This is a genomic window from Brakhagea baltica, assembly GCF_052161605.1.
GTDB lineage: Bacteria > Planctomycetota > Planctomycetia > Pirellulales > Pirellulaceae > JBKCUI01.
In genome coordinates this window covers 986,779-1,005,136 of record NZ_CP197409.1, presented here as the reverse complement: position 1 = coordinate 1,005,136, position 18,358 = coordinate 986,779, and the positions used below count along the sequence as shown (strand labels likewise).

Here is an 18,358-nt window from a genome sequence, read left to right as displayed (position 1 = left end):
CAAGCGGAAGGAAAAGAATGATTGATCGTTTTGACAGGAGAGAATTCATGCCCAAACTCGCGCCGGACTCTATTCTGAGCAATCGTTTCGATGCAGTACCAGGCGTCAAAACGCCGTCAGCAGCCTGTTCCGCCCGACATTCATCGGCTTCGCTAGGCAGACGTTTGAGGCAACCCGCCACTCAAACCTTCCTAGGACGATTTTGGATAATCCTAGGGGCCGTCATCATGTTCTCCCTGTCAGGCTGCTATGGGAACTCTATTTTTCCTCAAACTATCTGGTCCGCGATTGATGATGACGACGGTAGGGCAATCGAAAGTGGTACCTTTGATCATGAGCTCAGTAAAATGGGTTTTTGGAACCGGAAAACACCATTACAGTATGCATTCGAGAACGGAAAACGAGATGCCTTTCGAGCCCTACTCCAGCAAGGTGCCGATCCTGATCAGTTTCTGTCCAACAAACAAACCGTTACCTTCTTATCTGCGAGTGAACCGGATAGCTATTGGCTCAAATTAGTGCTTGCGCATGGGGCAGACCCCAATCTGTGGACAAAAACCCATCGAAATAATGCAGGTACACCACTTGCTGCTACCTTCGCTTACTCTGACTCTCCGCGGAGTGTTGAAAATGCGATTATGCTTATTGATGCGGGGGTACACCTTAATGACACGATAAATCACGATGCACCGCCGCTTATGCTTTTTGCCATGAAGACCGGATGGAAAGTGGTTTTGTATTTGCTGGAGAAAGGCGGATCCAGGGGGGACACAGCATGTTTGCAGGATTTCCGGATTTAGGTAGGATGGCCGGTTACAAAAGCTATTCGGTTTATTTCCGACTTATTCGTGATCTCATCGGAGGTTCTTATGCCCCGCATTTCTCGTGTGGAAATCTTTGCACCGGATGAAGTGGCTATCGTTCACTGCGTCAATCGCACGGTCAGACGTTGCTTCCTTCTAGGGGAGGATCCCGTTACCCGTAAGAACTTCGATCATCGCAAAGCATGGATGGAGGTCGAACTCCGGAATCTGGCGAAATCCATGGGAATCGATCTGCTCGGCTACTCGATTCTTTCTAACCACTATCACCTGATACTCCGCTCCAGGCCCGATATCGTCGCCACTTGGGACGACTCCGAAATCGCTAGGCGATGGTTGATGCTCTGCCCGAAACGCAAAAAGCCTGATGGCTCCGCAGACGAGCCCAACGAACTCGAACTCGATTCCATCCGATCGTCCCCCGCAAAGGTCAAGGAGATACGCTTGCGGCTAAGCGATATATCGTGGTGGATTCGGCTTCTGAGCCAGAAGATTGCTCAGAGAGCTAATAAGGCCGATGGCGAGGTCGGGAAATTTTGGCAGGCGCGTTACAAAGCTGTTCGAATTCTCGACGAAACAGCTCTTTTGGCTTGTGCGGCCTATGTGGACCTGAATCCGATTCGGGCCGCGATGGCCGAGACGCTCGAGCAAAGCGACTACACGTCGATTCAACGAAGGATCGAGGATTTGAAGGAGCAAGCTAGCAGCAAAAGTGTCGAGGATCATTCTTCCGAACCGTCTCAACAACCAGAAACGAATTCCTCCCCTGCACCAAGTTTCTCAGGCCTTACACGTTCGGCATTTCTGGCACCGGTCTGTTTGGGACGCAGTGAGGAAGACCTAGGGGCCTGCCCAAGTTCCAGCGGATACCGAGCCAGCGACAAGGGGTTTTTGGAGTTAAGTGCTGCAGGGTATATCGAGTTGCTGGATTGGACCGCGAGGCAATTGGTAAAGGGCAAACGAGGCTCAACCCCAGCAGATGCCGCTCCGGTATTCGAACGCTTGGGACTTACCGAAGAAGCGTGGATTGAGTTAGCAAGAGACTTTGGCAAGCTGTTTAGTGCGGTCGCGGGTAAACCGAGAGTCATTGACGCAACCAGGAGTCGGCAAAGGCAACAGCGTTACAACATCCGTCCGCGCACGCGGGAGCTGCTTTCGAGTTAGCTTGTCGCGTTGCGGCAAAGTAAGCGGAGCCCATAAAGCCCGCAAGTCCGCGATTTTCTTTCGGCATTCCAACAAGAGTGGGGAACCGGTCTGTTCTCAAAGGCCGCGATTTCTGTATGCCTCTGTAGCCGAGCTTCGCATATGGGCGTGTTTCTGAACGAAGTGGTCCCGTTTGGGCGTCGACCGCTTTCTCGTATTTCACAACGGCCGCTACAATTCAATGGTCAAAGAAAATGCTGTGTCCCCCAAGTACTAATTACTCCCCCGCACAAATGCACGAATTGATGAACAAGCTTAACTGGCTTTTACTTCTCGCAGTCCTGTGGATCGTACTTTTGTTTTTCGGCCTTCCCGCCATAAACTTTTCCTCGAAGTTGAGTCCTCCTGGTGCTCTCTTAGGGCTGAAGCTGATTACTACGCCAATTTCTGCGGGATCTGTAATCGTGCTTTCAACGATTCCAAGCCGTAGATGGCTATGGATAACGGTGCCTGCAATATTGCTTGTTCTCTTCCTCCAATACTCTGTCTGGGTCAGATTTCCGTAGAGTTCGATATAATGCGCGGAACTACGATACAGCTTGCTTCTCTTACTGCATAGGGAGCCGCCCATTAGCGATTGGATTAGGGTAGACAGAAATTTATGAAAGATCGCGTCTCCAACCTACCGTTGCTACTTGCCGTCGCACTTGCAACCACGCTAGGTGCATTTGCTGGGCTGCATTTCATCCTCCGAGGGAATGGATTGGGTCTATTGGTCTTCGTGCTGGTTTCGGCGATCACCGTCATCGGTATCGCTTGGATTACAAGACGGGAGAGAAATGCTAATCAACGTGAGATTCGTTCAAACCAATTGCCTAAAAAAAGGAACCTGATGGTCTATGGATCTGCTTCCCTCTTGATCGGACCACTAATCGCCGTTGGCGGCGGACTTGTCGCGAATTGGTTCGATCCTCTGCATCCTTTTGATGTTGTACCGAATCTGATGTCCCTCGCCATCTTGGGTGTTTTTGTTGGGCTAACTTTTGCTGTGGTGATGGTCATCACCAAATTCGTTTGGTGACGACGAACAGGTACGTTTGCGGTCTACCAATAATGCATCAGAGATGCCGGAAATGGCAATCTACAAATCGGCTTGCTACAACTACAATCTACGTTAACACCTACCCTTTCGAATGTCGCAGGCACGGCCTATAGGAACTGCGCAGCGCCCCCCACCCGTATTTTTCTGGATAACGACCATGCGATATGCAACTCCGCTTTACCCCCTTGTAGTCAGCCACTTTCTACTGGCGTTGCTGATACCTGTGAGTACTCTTGCTGCAATTGGGAACGATTCGCGATCATCGACTCAACTCGGTAGCTGGACCATTCAAGTTTCCGGGAGAGAACCACAGCCTATTTCGATCGGCGATTCCTGGGAGACGGTACTAGGGGGCGATTTCGATGGTGTAGCGACTTATCGAACGCAACTACCAGCGGTAGACAATTCGGGAAAGAAAATTTTACTGCACTTTGAGGCAGTGGCGACCTTTGCGACGGTCAAGCTCGATGGCCGCGTGGTAGGCGAGCACATTGGTGGTTGGACTCCCTTTCGTGTTGATATCACCGACGGCTATCAGCCTGGTGGCGTCCTCGAAGTTGTCGTTGATGAAAAGCCCGGGCACAACACCCAAGGTTTCTTGCCAGTCTTCATTCCTCACTTTGGCGGTATCTGGGGCAAGGTGGATTTGCTCACGGTTTCCGACCGGGGCTATCTCGACGATCTGAGTTTATTTGCTGCAGGTTGGGATAACGAACGGGTCACCTTTCAAATCGACTTGCAGGGAGTAAAGGATCGAGCTGCAAAACTCTCGGTGGGGGTGCGACGCGTAGGTATTGATGCTTGGAAATGGCATTCCATCACGAAAGAGGACTCATCTGTGAAAATCGAGTTTTCAGGTGATGAGATTGAGGATTGGCCGCTATGGTCTCCCGCCAACCCTGCCGGTGCATTATGCGAGATCGTTCTGCGTGATGATGCTACAGGTATGATCATCGATCGGCAGATGAAAAACGTTTATCGTAGAGTCGTGGAAGCACGCGGGCGTGATATCTACTTGAACGGAGAGGTCGTGTCGGTCAGAGGAGTACTAAACTGGGGATACGCTCCTCCTCGTTTATGCCCATCGCGCGATATGGAGTGGATGCAGAAGGAATTAGAATTTATCAAGGCTCGCGGTTTCAACACGATGAAGTTTTGTCTTTGGATTCCTCCGCGAGAGTACTTGGATCTTTGTGATGAGATGGGCGTGCTGGCGTGGGTCGAGTATCCTACTTGGCATCCCAAGCTGACTCAACAGTATCGTTCGCAACTGCTGCTGGAGTACGAGGAGTTTTTTCAATATGATCGCAATCATCCCTCGGTCATTTTGCGGAGTTTAACGTGTGAAACGGGGCATTCAGCCGAGATCGATGTCATTCAAGAGCTTTATGACAAAGCCCACGCGATGATTCCGAAGGCCCTCGTCGAAGACGATAGCAGTTGGATCAGCTGGCAAAGGGTTCACGATTTCTATGACGATCATCCCTACGGCAATAACCACAAATGGAAAGGCGTTCTCAGAGGGCTCGATGCCTACATTCAAGAAAGAAGTCCGAAGCCACTGATTCTTGGTGAAGCGATCGCTGCTGACACTTGGACCGATGCGAGGATGGTCATGCCTGAGGCACCTCACGCATTGATATCCAGCCCTCATACTGAAGAGGCAGAGCGCCGCATAGAAGAGCTGATGGGAGAAGGCAACTCATGGCGAGAAGCGTCGTTCGTTCATGCTCACGAGACCCGTAAGTTCCAGATCGAACGATATCGGCATCAATTGCCTCGGCAAGGTTACAACGTAAGTGTCATACGTGACTTTCCCTTTGCTGCCATGGGGCTGATTGATTTTGAGAATAATCCCAAATCCACACCGGATCAGTGGAGTTGGCACGGCGAACAAATGATCTGCCTAGAGACATCAGAGGATAGCCGGAGCATTTTCCTGGGAGAGGATGTTCCGTTCTCTTTTCACTTGTTGGAGCCGAAGGTGGGCGAGCATCGAGTGGAATGGAGTGTCGACGGCAAGAATCAAGAGCCTTTGATTGCCATCTCAGAGGACGACGAGGCGAAAAAATTGACTGTGCAGGCTTCGTGGCGTGCTTCGCTCGAATCAGCTGAACCCGACTCCTATTCCCCCAAACGAGTGAAGCTTGCTGCAACCTGGAAGAAAGGGGAACAGATTGTTGCACAGAACGCGTGGGAGCTTTGGGTTGTGCCTCGGTTCGATGGGGCGGAGCCCGCAACACGGCTACTAGCCCATGCGAGCTTGGATGCGAAGCGATTAGGTTTATCGAGTGATTTGCCGGAGTTAGGGAATTGGGCGATCGATTCCAAGATGGATTCCGGGATCGTTGTTGCCCGGAGGTTTGATGAGCCGCTCTGGCGTTGGCTCGTCGCAGGTGGCAAGGTTTTAATGATTCCGGACGGAGCGACGGGTTCCTTCCCTGTGGCGGAGCATTGGTTTCTGCGTGGGGGGCCGATTGTGAATCATCAGCGGATCGGAGATGCGGGAATGAGCGGTATGATCGAGGCGTTACAAGCCTTTGATTTGGCTGGTCCTGTCATGATTAATCCCGATTATCTAGATGAGGTGGAGCCATTTGTTTTGCTCTGGGACAATCACGACATCAAAGAGTATCGGCTCCATGCGTGCAGTTGGGGATCAAACGTGGGGCAAGGTCGATTGTTTGTAAGCACGTTGGAGGCCGATGGAAAGAGAGGAGCGGCGACGCAATCCTTTTTGCGTTTCGCTTTGACCCGCTTGGAGTCGGGACCGTTCAGCAAGTCGCTACAAGAGGAAACACTAGGACGCATGCTAAACGATTTGAGGAGCGAGTTGGTGGAAGTGCCTAGGGCCGATTGGCGATTCAAACCAGACTCGAAAAGAGCTGGGATAGCCGAAGAGTGGTTCAAACAGGTTCCTGACGAAGTTTGGGATACAATACGGATTGCAGAGCATTGGGACGGACAAGGGTATCAAGGGCTGGATGGTTGGGCATGGTACTCCAAGGAGTTGACTATTCCCAAAGAAGCCAACTACATGATCTTTACGGGAGTGGATGACTATTTTGAGGTTTTTGTAAACGGCTTTAAGTGCGGTACAGGCGGAGATCTGGAGAACAAAAAGACCGCCTTTGATATGACGATTGCCATTCCCATTCCCTCGGATCAAAGAGGTGTGGCCCGTGTTGCGGTGCTGGTCGATGATTGGCAGGGGGCAGGTGGTATTTTTCGCAAGGTCTACTTTTCCAGCGAGTTGCCCTCCTCAAAATCCGCGATACTGCAAAGGCGGACGGCTCAGTATTCACCCTAGTCTAAATCATTCGTCGGCCAGTGCACGCCCGAACCGATAAAGCCCTGAACTGCTGGAACTTCGGATACTGCTCGTTGAAGGCTCGGTTGCGGAACCTTCATGCCCATTCGATGTGAGAGTGAAGACCGAGAACGCGGCTCACTCAACGCCATCATCGTTAATTGCAGAAGTAATCATTTCTGGCGCGAAGCGAGTGGTGGCAGTTGCTGGACCAACAATCATGGGAGACTGGGGACCGCTGTGAGCATTGTGCCAACTTACGATGCGGATGCGGGAAGTGCGAATAAGCTCGATTAGTTCTGAGCGGTTGGAAATGTTCAGCTTCTCGAAGATGGTCTTTTTACGATAGTGATAAGTGCGAATACTTACGTCCAGGGCCGATCCAATTTCTTTGGCAGTCAATCCGAGGGTGATTAAGTGCACGATTCTCGCTTCTTCTGTGTCGAGTCTTTCGAGAATGTTGGGGGGGATCACATTTTGAAGCTCTCCTTTACGAGGTGCTCCGGATGCCATCGCCTTGTGAACGAGCTTAGACAGCGAATCTAGTTGGGCATGTAGATCACAGACATCGTCTGCTCCCGATTTGATGACCCGAACGGCATCGTTCACTGACCATTGTTCCCCAACAGCGATGATTGGAAGAGATTTTACCCTCGATTGTAGGGCCGTGAGCAGATCCAGTTCGTCATTGGAATTCGTGGAAATCTCGACCAAGACGCAAGCCGCCTCGATATCATCGATTAGATCAAAATACTTTGCTTGTTGTGGTAGATTTATAATTTGAACGGGCTCGGTGCCTAGGGCTCGCGAGATCTTTTCCTGCGCGTCAATCGAACTAGCTAACACGAACACCTTGGGAGTCGACTGCGAACGAAATATTTCCATCATCTACCTGTCAATTGAAAACTCCGGCTGTCGAAAACACGTTGGTTCTAAACGTGCTATCGAAATTTTCAACCGGCTAAGTAAAGCGTGTTCGTGTAAGATCGGCCAAGTACTAGTAAGGGAATCCCGAGTATCGACGGTACTGCAATGAGCTTGCTCGCGATTGAATGGCATTGGATCAAAGGAAATTGTGGTCTATCATGGATCAGATGTGGATGACCACATTTGTTGCCTGGGGAATGTTTGGTTTGAGTTTACTTTGATCCCGCGAGGAACTTCTTAATGCAGGATGAAGAACAGCCCCACGGCCGACTTATGTGGAAAGACGTTCTCCGATTTTTTACCCTGGTGATACTGCTTGCCACGGTGACGGGATCACTCGTGGCATTCTTTTTGTGGTCGCTGGAGCTCGTAACGCAATTTCATTGGTCGAACCCTTGGCTGTTTTTTTTATTGCCTATCGCGGGGCCTTTGACATGGGTTATGTATAAGCTGGTGAACAATTCCGCAGATGGTGGAAACAGCTTACTATTCGAACGGATTCGTCATCCGGACAAGCAGCCGTGGGTGCCAATTGCCATGACTCCACTGGTTCTCATGGGCACTCTCATAACTCACCTTTTCGGTGGATCTGCTGGTCGGGAGGGAACCGCAGTGCAAATGGGGGGCGGTCTGGCTGGGTGGTTTGCCCAGTTTCTTCCGAAGGGAGAAGAGTGGAAGCGAAGCTTATTGCTATGTGGAATCTCGGCGGGTTTCGGAGCTGTCTTCGGAACGCCCGTTGCAGGGGCTGTTTTTGCGATTGAGGTTATATGGCTTGGGCGCACCAAGTTGATGAATATTGGGCCATGTTTGCTGGCTGCTGTCGTGGCTGATCGAGTTGCGCTGTTGTGGGGGGCCAAGCATTCGCATTTTATCCTATCCAGCCTCGGAGGTGGGACTGTCGATCCCTCTCAAAGCTTGGAGCCGGCACCAATATTCATGGGGATGGATTTTTCGCTTTGGTGCAAGGTCGTTGTCGCGTCGATACTTTTCGGGCTCATCAGCGTCCTCTTTGCGGAGCTATCGCATGGTGTGAATCGCATGCTAAAAAGGTTGCTATCTCGGCCTTGGCTAAGACCGATGGTTGGTGCAGGTTTCCTAATCGGACTGACATTGCTTTTAGGTTCGCGAAATTATTTGGGGTTGGGAGTGGATCCGAATCCAAATTTGGAACGAGCAGTGAGTATTACGACTAGTTTCGAGCCTGGTGGGGCGGACTTTTTGAGCTGGTTCTGGAAGCTTCTGTCTACGGCGATCACGGTGGGCAGTGGTTTCAAGGGTGGCGAGGTAACACCACTCTTCTTCATCGGTGCTACGGCGGGAAATGCCTTTGCGACGCTGACCGGTGCGCCTGTGGATCTGCTGGCTGCGATCGGATTTGTGGCGGTCTTTGCTGGAGCAACCAAAACTCCATTGGCCTGCACGATCATGGGGGTGGAGCTGTTTTTTCCTGATAACCCGACGTTGGTAAGCTCTGGTTTCGTCCTGTATCTGGCTGCGGGTTGTTTTGTAGCTCGAGTGGCAAGTGGGCGTTCCACCATCTACCCATCACAGTTTCCAAAATCGGATCCGAAGAAAGCGGAAACTGCCTAAGTATCGTCGAGCCGAGTTCGCCTTTGTTTGATCACAACTAGGTTTACCCTAACTATGCTCGCCAGTAATTGAACGATTAAGGCAACTCACGGATTCGGATGTTTTGAAACTCCACAGGTGCTCCCTCAGCTTCCAAGCACAAATAGCCTTGGCTAGGATCAGCCTGATTTCCCCCCGAGACTTCGTGTCCATTTACCCATAGGCGAATCTCTCCGTTGATAGCCCGTACATAGTAATGATTCCAGTTCGGGGTACCCAGCGAATGATTCGATCGGGGAAAGCTACGAGAGCCATCTGGGGACAAAGGTGGGAAGGGTTTGAGTTTTGACTTGCCCACAGGAAAAATATCTCCGTTCGTGGTAAACCAATCCCCTTTTTTACCTGAACTGGATTCGTATAACTCGGTATAGCCGTGATCGAGCACTTGGACTTCGATCCCAGCCGAGGGAAGCCGATTGGGAGCTAGTCCGTCCAATGCGTCGAGTGGTGTCCAAACGAAGAAGCCAGAGTTTCCACCTTTGCTCAGATGTCTCCAGCGGGCGACCATTTCGAAGTTTTTGTAGGACTTCGTCGATCGCAGCACGCCGATCGGAACTCCGGTGCTTTTTACTAAGCTACCTTCCCAGACCCAAGTCTCTGGGTCGCAATTAACGCGAGTGAAATCAGCCTCTCCTAGCTCCTTCCAGCCGGGCCCCGTGCCGTCGATGATAATGGCTGGCGGGTTAGGGCCATGATCAGGCGCGTCACTTTGAGCTAATGTACTCTTTGTTCCCAAACTCGATAGAATCGCAGCGACTGGTAGGAACAAAAGCAATACCCAGTTTGCTTGCCTAGTGAAACGGTTGCTTGATTTTAACTTCGTCATGATGCCGGAAAGTGGTGGTTGGAGGGAAGTTAGGAAGGGAGTCTAAAGGAGGGCACGGTAACGCCATTCCAAGCTATCGTTACCAGTTTCATCCGAGGTGATTATAACTTACGTCAATCCGGTTCGCATCGCCCCATTGAGGTTTGGACTACCGCTAGAGGCTGGGCAAGGTAACATCAATGCCTTTGTCGGCAGGGTACAGCTGTGGTGCACGCTTACCAAGTTAATGGTAGCCTGGGCGTTCGAACAGTCTTGCCTTTTGCGTGCCGAGCATGCCGGAAGTTCCTTTGCAAACCATCACATGGAGTTATTGAGTATCTATGGGGCCTTTTTCCTATCACGATTCAGCGACCGCCTTGATAGTCGGCGTCGGCCTTATGGGACAGCACTTGGCCCAGAACTCCGGAAATTGGCTAGGTCTCAAGCGGTTGATTTTGGTCGACCATAGCCCTGTTATTGCTGTTGGTACTGAAAAGATGGAGCTCGCTGCTTTCGGAAAATCTATTTCGAGCGCATCTTCCGGCTTGGAGGTTTGCACCGAAACCGTCAATGTAACGAGCGAAGAAGAGGTCGCGGCGTTTTTTCAGAAATATACAGGCATCCACTACATGATGCTAACCGCTGGCATTTCTCCCAAGCCGCTGACACCCCCTGAGGACATGACCAAAGCGGATGTCATGGGCGCTTGCGAGGTGAACCTTTGGGGAACCCACAACATCATCAAGCACGGCATCAAGAGTCAGTCTTTTAGCAAGGGAGCACGAGGAGTGATCGTACTGTCGACCTCGGCGACGGTTGGCTCCGAGGGACGAGCTAGTTCCGCTTACGAGGAATCTAAGGGTGGTTTGCTCAATTTTTTGAAATTGCAAGCGAGGTACTTCGTCGAGACATACGATCTAATTTTGAACGGCCTAGCCCCTTCTCCGTTGAGAGGTCCTATGGCTGCACAAAACCCAATCAGTGCAGGGAGACTGCAAGCGGTCGAAGATGCGATGCCTATGGGAGCTTTAACCCAACCGAAACACATATCCGCTGCCACGATGTTTCTTTGGGCAAACGAATGCTGGTGCGCCGGTGAAATTCTCACCACGGACGGAGGGTACACCAAACACCGTCCAATCTACGGACCGCTCAGCTGACATCCGTTAATCAAGCGTCGGCGATACATAATTGAATTTTACGCATAAATCTATCAGGAGTTTTGGGATGGCACACGAATTGAAACACGAATTGAACTGGAACAGCAAATCCTTGACACGCGGTTGGCAACGTGGCGTTACCGCGTTTTACTTTGGACTGGGAATGAAGGAGTCCGACTTTGACCGACCTCAAGTTGGAGTTGGGGTACCATTACTCGAGGGTAACATTTGCAATATCCATGCTTATGAACTCGGCTCACTCATCGCCAAGGGCTGCCGTGATGCGGGTCTTATGGGCTTTCCTTTCGGAACCCCCGGTGTTAGCGATAACATTACTCAAGGGCATGAGGGGGGGAACGCTTCGCTCGTGTCTCGAAATATTATCGCCAATTCCGCCGAGCTGGTGGTTTCTTCTCATTGCTATGACGCGATGGTGGGTTTGCATCATTGTGACAAGAACGGACCTGGCTTTGCCATGGCCTTAGCTCGGATGAATTACCCCGGATTAATCGTAAGTGGCGGGAGTATCATGCCAGGTTGTTACAAGGGAAAGAATGTTACGATTCTGGATGTTTACGATTCCCAAGCCGCTGCGGCCGTGGGCTCGATTCCACAGTCAGAAGCCGATGAAATTCTCAAGGTAGCTTGTCCGGGAGCAGGTGGTTGCGGAATCGCGGCATCATTCAACACTTGGGGAATTCTTCTAGAAGCTATCGGGCTAATGCTCCCCTACAGCAGTTCAATACCCGCCATCGATCAAGCCAAAAAGGACGAGTGCTTGAATGTCGGGCTAGCCGTTAAGAAGCTTCTTGAGGCAAACCTGCGCCCGCGAGATATTCTGACTCCCGTTGCGTTTCGAAACGCTGCGGCTAGCATCGCCGCTGCTGGCGGGTCCACGAACGGCGTTTTGCATTTATTAGCGCTGGCTCGAGAAGCTGAGGTGGATTTCACCCTCCGTGACCTGCAGAAAATTTTCCGCGAAACACCCGTACTATGTAGCTTCGCACCGCGAGGAGATCAGACGATGGTCGACCTGCATCGTCTCGGCGGTACCCCGGTACTGCTTAAACATCTGCTCAAGGCGGGCGTGATCGACGGCTCGGCCATGACGGTCACAACCAAAACTTTGGCAGAGAACTTGGCCAATGTCCCTGATGTGATTGAGGATCAAGTTCTCATGGCACCGATCGACAAGCCATTTAAGGAATTCGCTGATATGCAAATCTGCTTTGGCAATTTAGCGCCTGATGGAATCGTGTTCAAGGTGAGCAGTATGAAGGAACCTGCTTTCCAAGGTACAGCGATTTGCTTCGAAGACTCCAAGAGTGTGGTTGATGCGGTTGAAGCGAAAAGGATTCGCCCTGGGCATATCATCGTTTTGAGGAAAATGGGGCCTGTGGCATCCGGTATGCCAGAGGTGCTAGTAGCATCGGCAGCGTTGGCTGTCCCTGAACTTGACGGCAAGGTTGCGTTACTTTCGGACACTCGCGTTTCGGGCGTATCTCACGGGGCTATCGGAGTTCACTGTGCACCAGAAGCTGTTGTGGGCGGTCCAATCGCGTTCGTGCAAGATGGAGATCAAATCAGTTTCGATGTCTTAGCCGGAACAATTCAATGGCATGTGTCAGACGAAGAGCACCAGAGGAGAGCTGATGGCTGGAAGCCACCAAAGCTCGATCTGATGCGTGGCTATTTAGCGGACTTTTCCGCTACCGTAGCACAAGCGAACCACGGTTGTGTAAGTAAAGCCTTCATCGAGTTGTAGGCACGTAACGAGGCTTTGCAAAGTTACGGCCTTCCAGTCTCACTTCGCGTCGCCCGTCACCGTACGGCTTGCGCCGTGACGCTCCTAATTGCGAAGCCAATAGGAACGGAACGGGCGCGAGCCCTCCGGTAGGGCGTCAACAAATCAGTCGTCCATCGGCGTAGCTGGTAGTCACACTCCCCCACTAGTCTTTTTCCATTCGTCGAATGGCGTCCTCGGCTCGCTTCGCATTGCCAGAGACTATTCAACCCTGCGGATCTGAAAGACTTGCTCGTAAGACTCGTCCCCGATTTTTAAGACCGCGCGGTAGATTCCCGGCCCGGCTGGGCGTCCTCCGCCTGCGGCACCTCGTCTGTCCCTTGCTGCTCCTGCACCGGGACCTCCGGGGGCGGCTGACGGGAAAACGACTCTGTGCCAGCCCATTTCCTTGTTGACAGGCAACTTCGCAACTTCTCTTCCGTCCTTATCGCGTACCGATAGCTCGATATTCTTGCCCTCCGAGGATGGGTTAATTTGATACCAAAGAATGGCACCGGGAGTCGAGTTTGGCGTCTTGCGTAAACGGTCACCGGAATAGGAACCGCCTTGAGGTAGTGGGTACAACTCCCAATCTCGGACTGTGAACAGGTGCCCGGATTGCTTGTCGATCTTGTCTGAGGTTTCTTGCAATGGCGTGATGTCATCCATGATCCAAATCCCTCGTCCATGGGTGCCGATAATCAAATCGCGTTCGCGTGAATGAACGAAAAGGTCGTGTACTGGCAGTGTTCCGAAGCCCGCTAGGCGACTCCACGACTGCCCTTCGTTGGTTGAGACATAGCAACCTTTATCGGTTCCCACGTACAGCGTCTTCGAGCGTCGAGGATCTTGCTTGACGACGTTGACGCATTCATTGGGTAGGTTGCTACTGATCGATTTCCAGTTTTGTCCACCATCGGTGGTTGAGAAAACAAAGGGACGGAAGTCGTCTTCGCGGTAGCCTGTAAAGGAAACAAAGGCAGTTGCTTTATCTGCATTCGAAAACTCAACACGACTGCACCACCAAGAGGCAGGCTGCACAGGAAACCCATTCGAAATATCACTCCAGTTTTTCCCTCGGTCTTTAGTCACGTGAACTTTACCATCATCCGTTCCCACCATGAGCCAATTGGGATCTAGGGGAGATTCGGCGATTGTCGTGATCGTGCAATGGGGCACGTTCCCGATTAACTTAGAGGGGTCTGCTGTTGTAAGGTCGGGGCTAATCACCATCCAGTCGTCACCTTGGTTGTACGACATAAATAGTTTGTTGCCGCCGAAATAGATCGTATTCGAATTATGCGTAGATAACAGAATAGGCGAGTTCCAGTTGTAACGATCGGCAGGTCCCGGCCTTGGTTCAGATTGCGGCGGTCGAATCGATTTGCGTTGCCCGGTAGCTCGATTCAAACGAAAAATTGCACCGAACTGTGATTCTGCATAGATGATATTGTGATCACGCGGATCGACTTGAACGTAGAATCCGTCGCCCCCCCCGACGTTATACCATTGGTCTGCGGAGACACCACCTTGTCCTTCGCTGGGGCCACCCCAACTACCATTGTCTTGCAAGCCACCGTATACGTGATACGGTCGCTGGTTGTCAGCAGTGACAGCATAGAACTGAGTTAACGGCAAGTTTGCGATGTGATCCCAAGTCGCGCATCGGTCATAACTAACGTGTATCCCTCCATCGTTGCCTAACAGAACGTGCCGCGAATTTTGTGGGTTGATCCACATGGCATGGTGGTCCACGTGAATGCCACGAGCACCCGTTTGATTAAAGGTCTTACCACCGTCATCGGAAACGTATACCGGTACGCTTAGCACATACAGCCGATCTGCGTTTTGGGTGTCGACATAGATTTGCCCGTAATAATAGGGAGGGTTTCCTCCGACGGGTTGGCGATTAACCTTTTTCCATGTCAGTCCGGCATCCTCACTGCGATAGATTTCTCCACCTACTCTTTGCGGACCGGGAGAGCGAGGTGCCGTAAGGTTGATGTTCAGCTCACGATCTCCTCGTTTTACGACCCACTGGATCCGATCACCTGCCTGAATCTGCTGCAGATAGGACTTTAAAGACTCAGAATTCCACCCGCCGGTCCCGCCGATGGAAACCAGCCGGTCACCATTTTGGATGCCAGCTTGGGCTGCCGGAGAACCATTGCGAACGCCTGCGACCGTCCAGTTTTCGTCTTGGCGTCGAAGCTGGAAGCCAAACCGAGTCGGAATCGAATCCTCGGTTGTTGGAGAGGTCTCCTGTGTTGGTCGGCTGGCTGATTCCTGTTCGTTCTCCTGGACCTTCTCATCGGCCGTGTCATCGGTTTTTTCATCCCCTTCTTCGGCCCCGTCCTCACGATTTTCTTCTCGATTTTCTTCTCGATTATCAGAGCGATTCTCGCCACGGCCCCTCGGCGATCTATCTCCACCTCGCGGCGGAGTCGGTGGAGCCTGTGGAGCTCTCATGTTCATATTCGCGACAGTGGCGTACATAATTTGCGGATCGCCGTGGAAAAAGGTGATGCCGATTCGACCGATTTCACCGCTTGGGAGTCCACTCTCCACTCGCGTCCAGGTTTGACCACCGTCCTCCGAACGATGGATCGCTGATCCCGGACCGGACTCCCCTAGATCCCATGCACGTCGCAGTCGTTCGTAAGACGCGGCCAGTACAATCTGAGGATTGGTGGGATGCACCACAACATCGATTACGCCAACGCGAGGGCTGATGTAGAGAACCTTGTTCCAAGTCTCACCTCCATCGGTTGTTTTGTACAAACCGCGTTCTTCATTTTCGGTGTAGAGATGACCGGCGACAGCTGCGTAAACAATGTTGGAGTCGGTTGGATCAACGACGACGCGACCGATGTGGTAAGAATCTCGCAAGCCCTTGTTGACCCAGGTCTTACCGCCATCGGTTGACTTGTAGATGCCGTCTCCTTGAATTGAACTTCTTTGGTTATTCGCTTCACCGGTCCCGACCCAGACCGTTTCTGGTTTTTGAGGGTCAAAAGCGATATCGCCAATCGAACTCGATCCTTCATTTCCGAAAATGTTTCGCCAAGTTGTACCGTTATTCTTGGTCTCCCAAACGCCCCCCGCAGCGCTCGCGACAAGTATGTGGTGTTCGTGGGTAGGATTAACTGCGATGTCGACAATTCGACCTCCCATTGCAGTTGGGCCAACGGATCGCCAGGAGAAATCCTTGAGCCATGGAATTGACTCGTTGCTTAGAGGGGGCAACACAGGTTCGGGAACGATGGTCGCAGGTTCTGCCGCAGTTTCTGCCTTAGTTTCCTGCTCTGGTTGATTTACCTCCTCGGCTGGTGGAGACGCGACGACTGGCGGTTCCGTCTCGTTTGTCTCCTGCGAATACAAGCGAGCGTTTGTTGCAAAAGTCAAAGTGAGCAACAAGAGGAATTTCAAAGCTTTTCGCATGAATCACCGATGAAGGGATAGGGAGCATGGGGCGCAGGAAAGATACCCTTATTCCAGAGGAGAGGTCTGGCTGTTGGAACCGGACCTTAGTCTAACTAAGTTGGTGACCGTTCAAGAAGCAAAATCGCTGCGGCTGCGAAATTTTTTTCCTGTTGCTTTTTTCAATCGCGGTTATTATCTGACCGAACGGTAACGCATGTAAAACCACGAGTGAAACGGTAACGCCACGAGAGACATTCCTAGCCAGTAACCGACCACGATGCCGGTAACGCCCCAGACGGCGCCACCATACCAAACAGCAGCTGCTGTCGCGCCAAACCCGACCAGACAAGCACTCAGGAACGGCTTCCCTTTTCTTGACAGCACATAGAATCCTTGCAGCGCCACTCCATGGTTTGCTACGCACCCTAGCGCCAAGATTACGATCTGCCAAGGCTCGATGAACCGCTCTTCCCAACCTCTGTTTGCCAAGGGGAGCAGCGAAATTGCGGCCAGCATTCCCAACAAAGCAACCAACAACAAACCCGAAGAAATCAATGCGGATCGTCGCCATAATTCTCCAGCTTCTTCCCGCTTGCCAGCACCGTGCAATGCCGACACCAAACTGAACTTGGTCTGTATGAATGTTATGGCCATCCCTTGTATCGCCATAACCACGCTCATGGTCATGCCAAGTCGCCCTGCCGCCTCTTCGCCGTGGTATCTCACCAATATCACGGTGAAGAACTGGGTCGCCACGTGATACGCGATACTCGTGACCGCGACCCGCCATTGCAACGGAAACACTTCACTAAACCATTTCAAGCTCGATTCGTCGCTGGTACTAGGCTTGATGATTTCACGATTCGGTGCTGTTTTCAAAGCAACGAAAAAGTCGCGATAGAAATAAACCGTCGCAAGAAAAGAGCAGAGGAATTGTACAGCGCTCGACAAAACGAGAGCCCACAGCTTAAGCCCCATGAGCAAGGCGCACCACACCGCGAACGTACCGAGCAACATTTGAAAGAATCGAACCTTGTAAACATTTTCTCGGTAACCAGCCCCCTCGAGAATTGCGAGTCGCGGTGCCAATACCACGGACCCAGCCGCAACGATACTCAAGCAGATCAATGGCAACTGCCAATCATTGGTAGATGCCTTATCGATTAATGCTCTCCAACCGAAGAGGATCGCTGAAAATGCGTAAAGTATACTCGCTCCGAGAAACCACCTGCCCGCAACCGTAACCAATTGATTCATTCGGGACTTGGCATCTGGGCGATTCTCACCAATCTCACTCGCCAAGTGGCCGGATTGACTAATCAGTACATTGAGCAAACCCAATTCAAAGAAAAGCTGGATGCTCATTACGCTGGCTAGCACGTAATAAACACCTTGTTCCCCAAGCGTCAGGGCTTGGACCAAAAACACGATCGTCAACGGTCCCGAGATCGCTTGCCACGCTCTCGCCGCCATGGCATACCAAAGCGATCGGTCGATCTGAAGACGTTTCGCGATTCGCTCTAATCTGCCTGACTGCACTCTTGTTCCTCGAATCGCAACCGTTTCCAAGACTCAGGGTAAGGAGCCTCGAACGCCATGGGCTCTGCTGTTTGGGGGTGCCGAAACTGTAGGCTTCGCGCGTGCAAAGCTATGGGAGCATTGCGGAACTCACCCTCCATCCAAGGTATTGTACTTCCGTAAAGCTGATCTCCAACGATTGGTCGCCCGCGAGCTGCAAATTGGATCCTTATCTGATGCATTCGCCCTGTTTCGAGTTGAATTTCGCACAATCGAAGCCTTTCGTCGCAACCATTCAGCCAGGCTCTTTGGAGTGGCTGAACGATCATTACCGCTTCCCTGGCTCCATCGATTTCAGGCGAACAAACCTCTCCACGGGCTTCCTCGGGAACCTTTCGGATGTAGTCAATCCAGCGTAAGTTCTCTTTTTCCAGCAAATCCATACCAAGATCTGGTACTGCTGCATGATACGTTTTGGAAACGATTCTCGCTGCGAACTGCTCGCTCAGTCTTCGCAAAGCTCTCTGATTTCGTGCAACCACCATCACGCCTGTCGTCACTCGATCTAGTCGATGTGGTATACCGATGAATGGATTCGCACCATCAGGTGCTCGCTCTTTGAGGTAACGAACCAATTCCGTTTGTAAAGAATCGATCCCTGCAACCGCTTGGGTCAAAAGATCGGTCGGTTTGTTTACGACGAGGAACCAAGGATGTTCGAATAGTATGTTCATCAC

12 protein-coding genes are annotated in these 18,358 nt (G+C 51.7%); 7 read left to right on the top strand and 5 right to left on the bottom strand.

All coding sequences use genetic code 11. The features are described 5' to 3' along the window. Positions 1 to 17: 17 nt before the first annotated feature. The 4 genes from SH449x_RS04055 (at position 18) to SH449x_RS04040 (ending at position 6,376) form a co-directional block, all read left to right on the top strand. On the top strand, positions 18 to 800 hold the full coding sequence (locus SH449x_RS04055; RefSeq protein WP_482380038.1) for an ankyrin repeat domain-containing protein: 783 nt from the start codon (positions 18 to 20) through the stop codon (positions 798 to 800). Between the two features lie 69 nt (positions 801 to 869). Further along, positions 870 to 1,985, top strand: coding sequence for a transposase (locus SH449x_RS04050; protein WP_482380037.1), 1,116 nt, complete (start codon positions 870 to 872; stop codon positions 1,983 to 1,985). Between the two features lie 640 nt (positions 1,986 to 2,625). Beyond that, positions 2,626 to 3,045, top strand: a complete 420-nt coding sequence (locus SH449x_RS04045; protein WP_482380036.1) for a hypothetical protein — start codon at positions 2,626 to 2,628, stop codon at positions 3,043 to 3,045. Between the two features lie 178 nt (positions 3,046 to 3,223). Continuing rightward, positions 3,224 to 6,376, top strand: coding sequence for a glycosyl hydrolase 2 galactose-binding domain-containing protein (locus tag SH449x_RS04040; RefSeq protein WP_482380035.1), 3,153 nt, complete (start codon positions 3,224 to 3,226; stop codon positions 6,374 to 6,376). A gap of 138 nt (positions 6,377 to 6,514) precedes the next feature. Here SH449x_RS04040 and SH449x_RS04035 read toward each other — a convergent pair whose 3' ends face one another. After that, the gene (locus tag SH449x_RS04035) at positions 6,515 to 7,264 is read right to left on the bottom strand and encodes a helix-turn-helix transcriptional regulator (RefSeq protein WP_482380034.1); all 750 of its coding nucleotides are present in this window, start codon (positions 7,262 to 7,264) and stop codon (positions 6,515 to 6,517) included. 279 nt (positions 7,265 to 7,543) lie between these two features. Between SH449x_RS04035 and SH449x_RS04030 the strand changes: the two genes are divergently transcribed. Continuing rightward, a complete protein-coding gene (locus tag SH449x_RS04030; RefSeq protein ID WP_482380033.1) occupies positions 7,544 to 8,893 on the top strand; it encodes a chloride channel protein in 1,350 nt (449 codons plus the stop codon). 76 nt (positions 8,894 to 8,969) lie between these two features. Here the strand turns inward: SH449x_RS04030 and SH449x_RS04025 are convergent, their stop codons facing one another. Next, a complete protein-coding gene (locus tag SH449x_RS04025) occupies positions 8,970 to 9,758 on the bottom strand; it encodes a 3-keto-disaccharide hydrolase (RefSeq protein ID WP_482380032.1) in 789 nt (262 codons plus the stop codon). Positions 9,759 to 10,078: 320 nt separating this feature from the next. Between SH449x_RS04025 and SH449x_RS04020 the strand changes: the two genes are divergently transcribed. Together SH449x_RS04020 and ilvD are read left to right on the top strand one after the other, a co-directional pair. Further along, complete coding sequence (locus tag SH449x_RS04020; RefSeq protein WP_482380031.1) at positions 10,079 to 10,897, top strand: SDR family NAD(P)-dependent oxidoreductase; 819 nt, start codon at positions 10,079 to 10,081, stop codon at positions 10,895 to 10,897. Positions 10,898 to 10,964: 67 nt separating this feature from the next. Continuing rightward, positions 10,965 to 12,662: a dihydroxy-acid dehydratase gene (gene ilvD / locus SH449x_RS04015; RefSeq protein ID WP_482380030.1), complete on the top strand. Its 1,698-nt coding sequence runs from the start codon at positions 10,965 to 10,967 to the stop codon at positions 12,660 to 12,662. 240 nt (positions 12,663 to 12,902) lie between these two features. Here the strand turns inward: ilvD and SH449x_RS04010 are convergent, their stop codons facing one another. The 3 genes from SH449x_RS04010 to SH449x_RS04000 all read right to left on the bottom strand — a co-directional run bounded on the left by SH449x_RS04010 (position 12,903) and on the right by SH449x_RS04000 (position 18,355). Next, the gene (locus SH449x_RS04010) at positions 12,903 to 16,121 is read right to left on the bottom strand and encodes a WD40/YVTN/BNR-like repeat-containing protein (protein WP_482380029.1); all 3,219 of its coding nucleotides are present in this window, start codon (positions 16,119 to 16,121) and stop codon (positions 12,903 to 12,905) included. A gap of 174 nt (positions 16,122 to 16,295) precedes the next feature. After that, positions 16,296 to 17,642, bottom strand: coding sequence for a polysaccharide biosynthesis protein (locus SH449x_RS04005; RefSeq protein WP_482380028.1), 1,347 nt, complete (start codon positions 17,640 to 17,642; stop codon positions 16,296 to 16,298). Beyond that, complete coding sequence (locus SH449x_RS04000; protein ID WP_482380027.1) at positions 17,624 to 18,355, bottom strand: RluA family pseudouridine synthase; 732 nt, start codon at positions 18,353 to 18,355, stop codon at positions 17,624 to 17,626. Before SH449x_RS04000 ends, SH449x_RS04005 begins: the two co-directional genes overlap by 19 nt. Positions 18,356 to 18,358 lie beyond the last annotated feature (3 nt).

What these genes read in the sequence shown, in the direction of transcription:
- ilvD (WP_482380030.1), top strand. Translation starts at nt 10,965, where the DNA reads ATGGCACACGAATTGAAACACGAATTGAACTGGAACAGCAAATCCTTG.
- SH449x_RS04055 (WP_482380038.1), top strand. Translation starts at nt 18, where the DNA reads ATGATTGATCGTTTTGACAGGAGAGAATTCATGCCCAAACTCGCGCCG.
- SH449x_RS04040 (WP_482380035.1), top strand. Translation starts at nt 3,224, where the DNA reads ATGCGATATGCAACTCCGCTTTACCCCCTTGTAGTCAGCCACTTTCTA.
- SH449x_RS04035 (WP_482380034.1), bottom strand. Translation starts at nt 7,264, where the DNA reads ATGATGGAAATATTTCGTTCGCAGTCGACTCCCAAGGTGTTCGTGTTA.
- SH449x_RS04025 (WP_482380032.1), bottom strand. Translation starts at nt 9,758, where the DNA reads ATGACGAAGTTAAAATCAAGCAACCGTTTCACTAGGCAAGCAAACTGG.
- SH449x_RS04045 (WP_482380036.1), top strand. Translation starts at nt 2,626, where the DNA reads ATGAAAGATCGCGTCTCCAACCTACCGTTGCTACTTGCCGTCGCACTT.
- SH449x_RS04000 (WP_482380027.1), bottom strand. Translation starts at nt 18,355, where the DNA reads ATGAACATACTATTCGAACATCCTTGGTTCCTCGTCGTAAACAAACCG.
- SH449x_RS04010 (WP_482380029.1), bottom strand. Translation starts at nt 16,121, where the DNA reads ATGCGAAAAGCTTTGAAATTCCTCTTGTTGCTCACTTTGACTTTTGCA.
- SH449x_RS04050 (WP_482380037.1), top strand. Translation starts at nt 870, where the DNA reads ATGCCCCGCATTTCTCGTGTGGAAATCTTTGCACCGGATGAAGTGGCT.
- SH449x_RS04030 (WP_482380033.1), top strand. Translation starts at nt 7,544, where the DNA reads ATGCAGGATGAAGAACAGCCCCACGGCCGACTTATGTGGAAAGACGTT.
- SH449x_RS04020 (WP_482380031.1), top strand. Translation starts at nt 10,079, where the DNA reads ATGGGGCCTTTTTCCTATCACGATTCAGCGACCGCCTTGATAGTCGGC.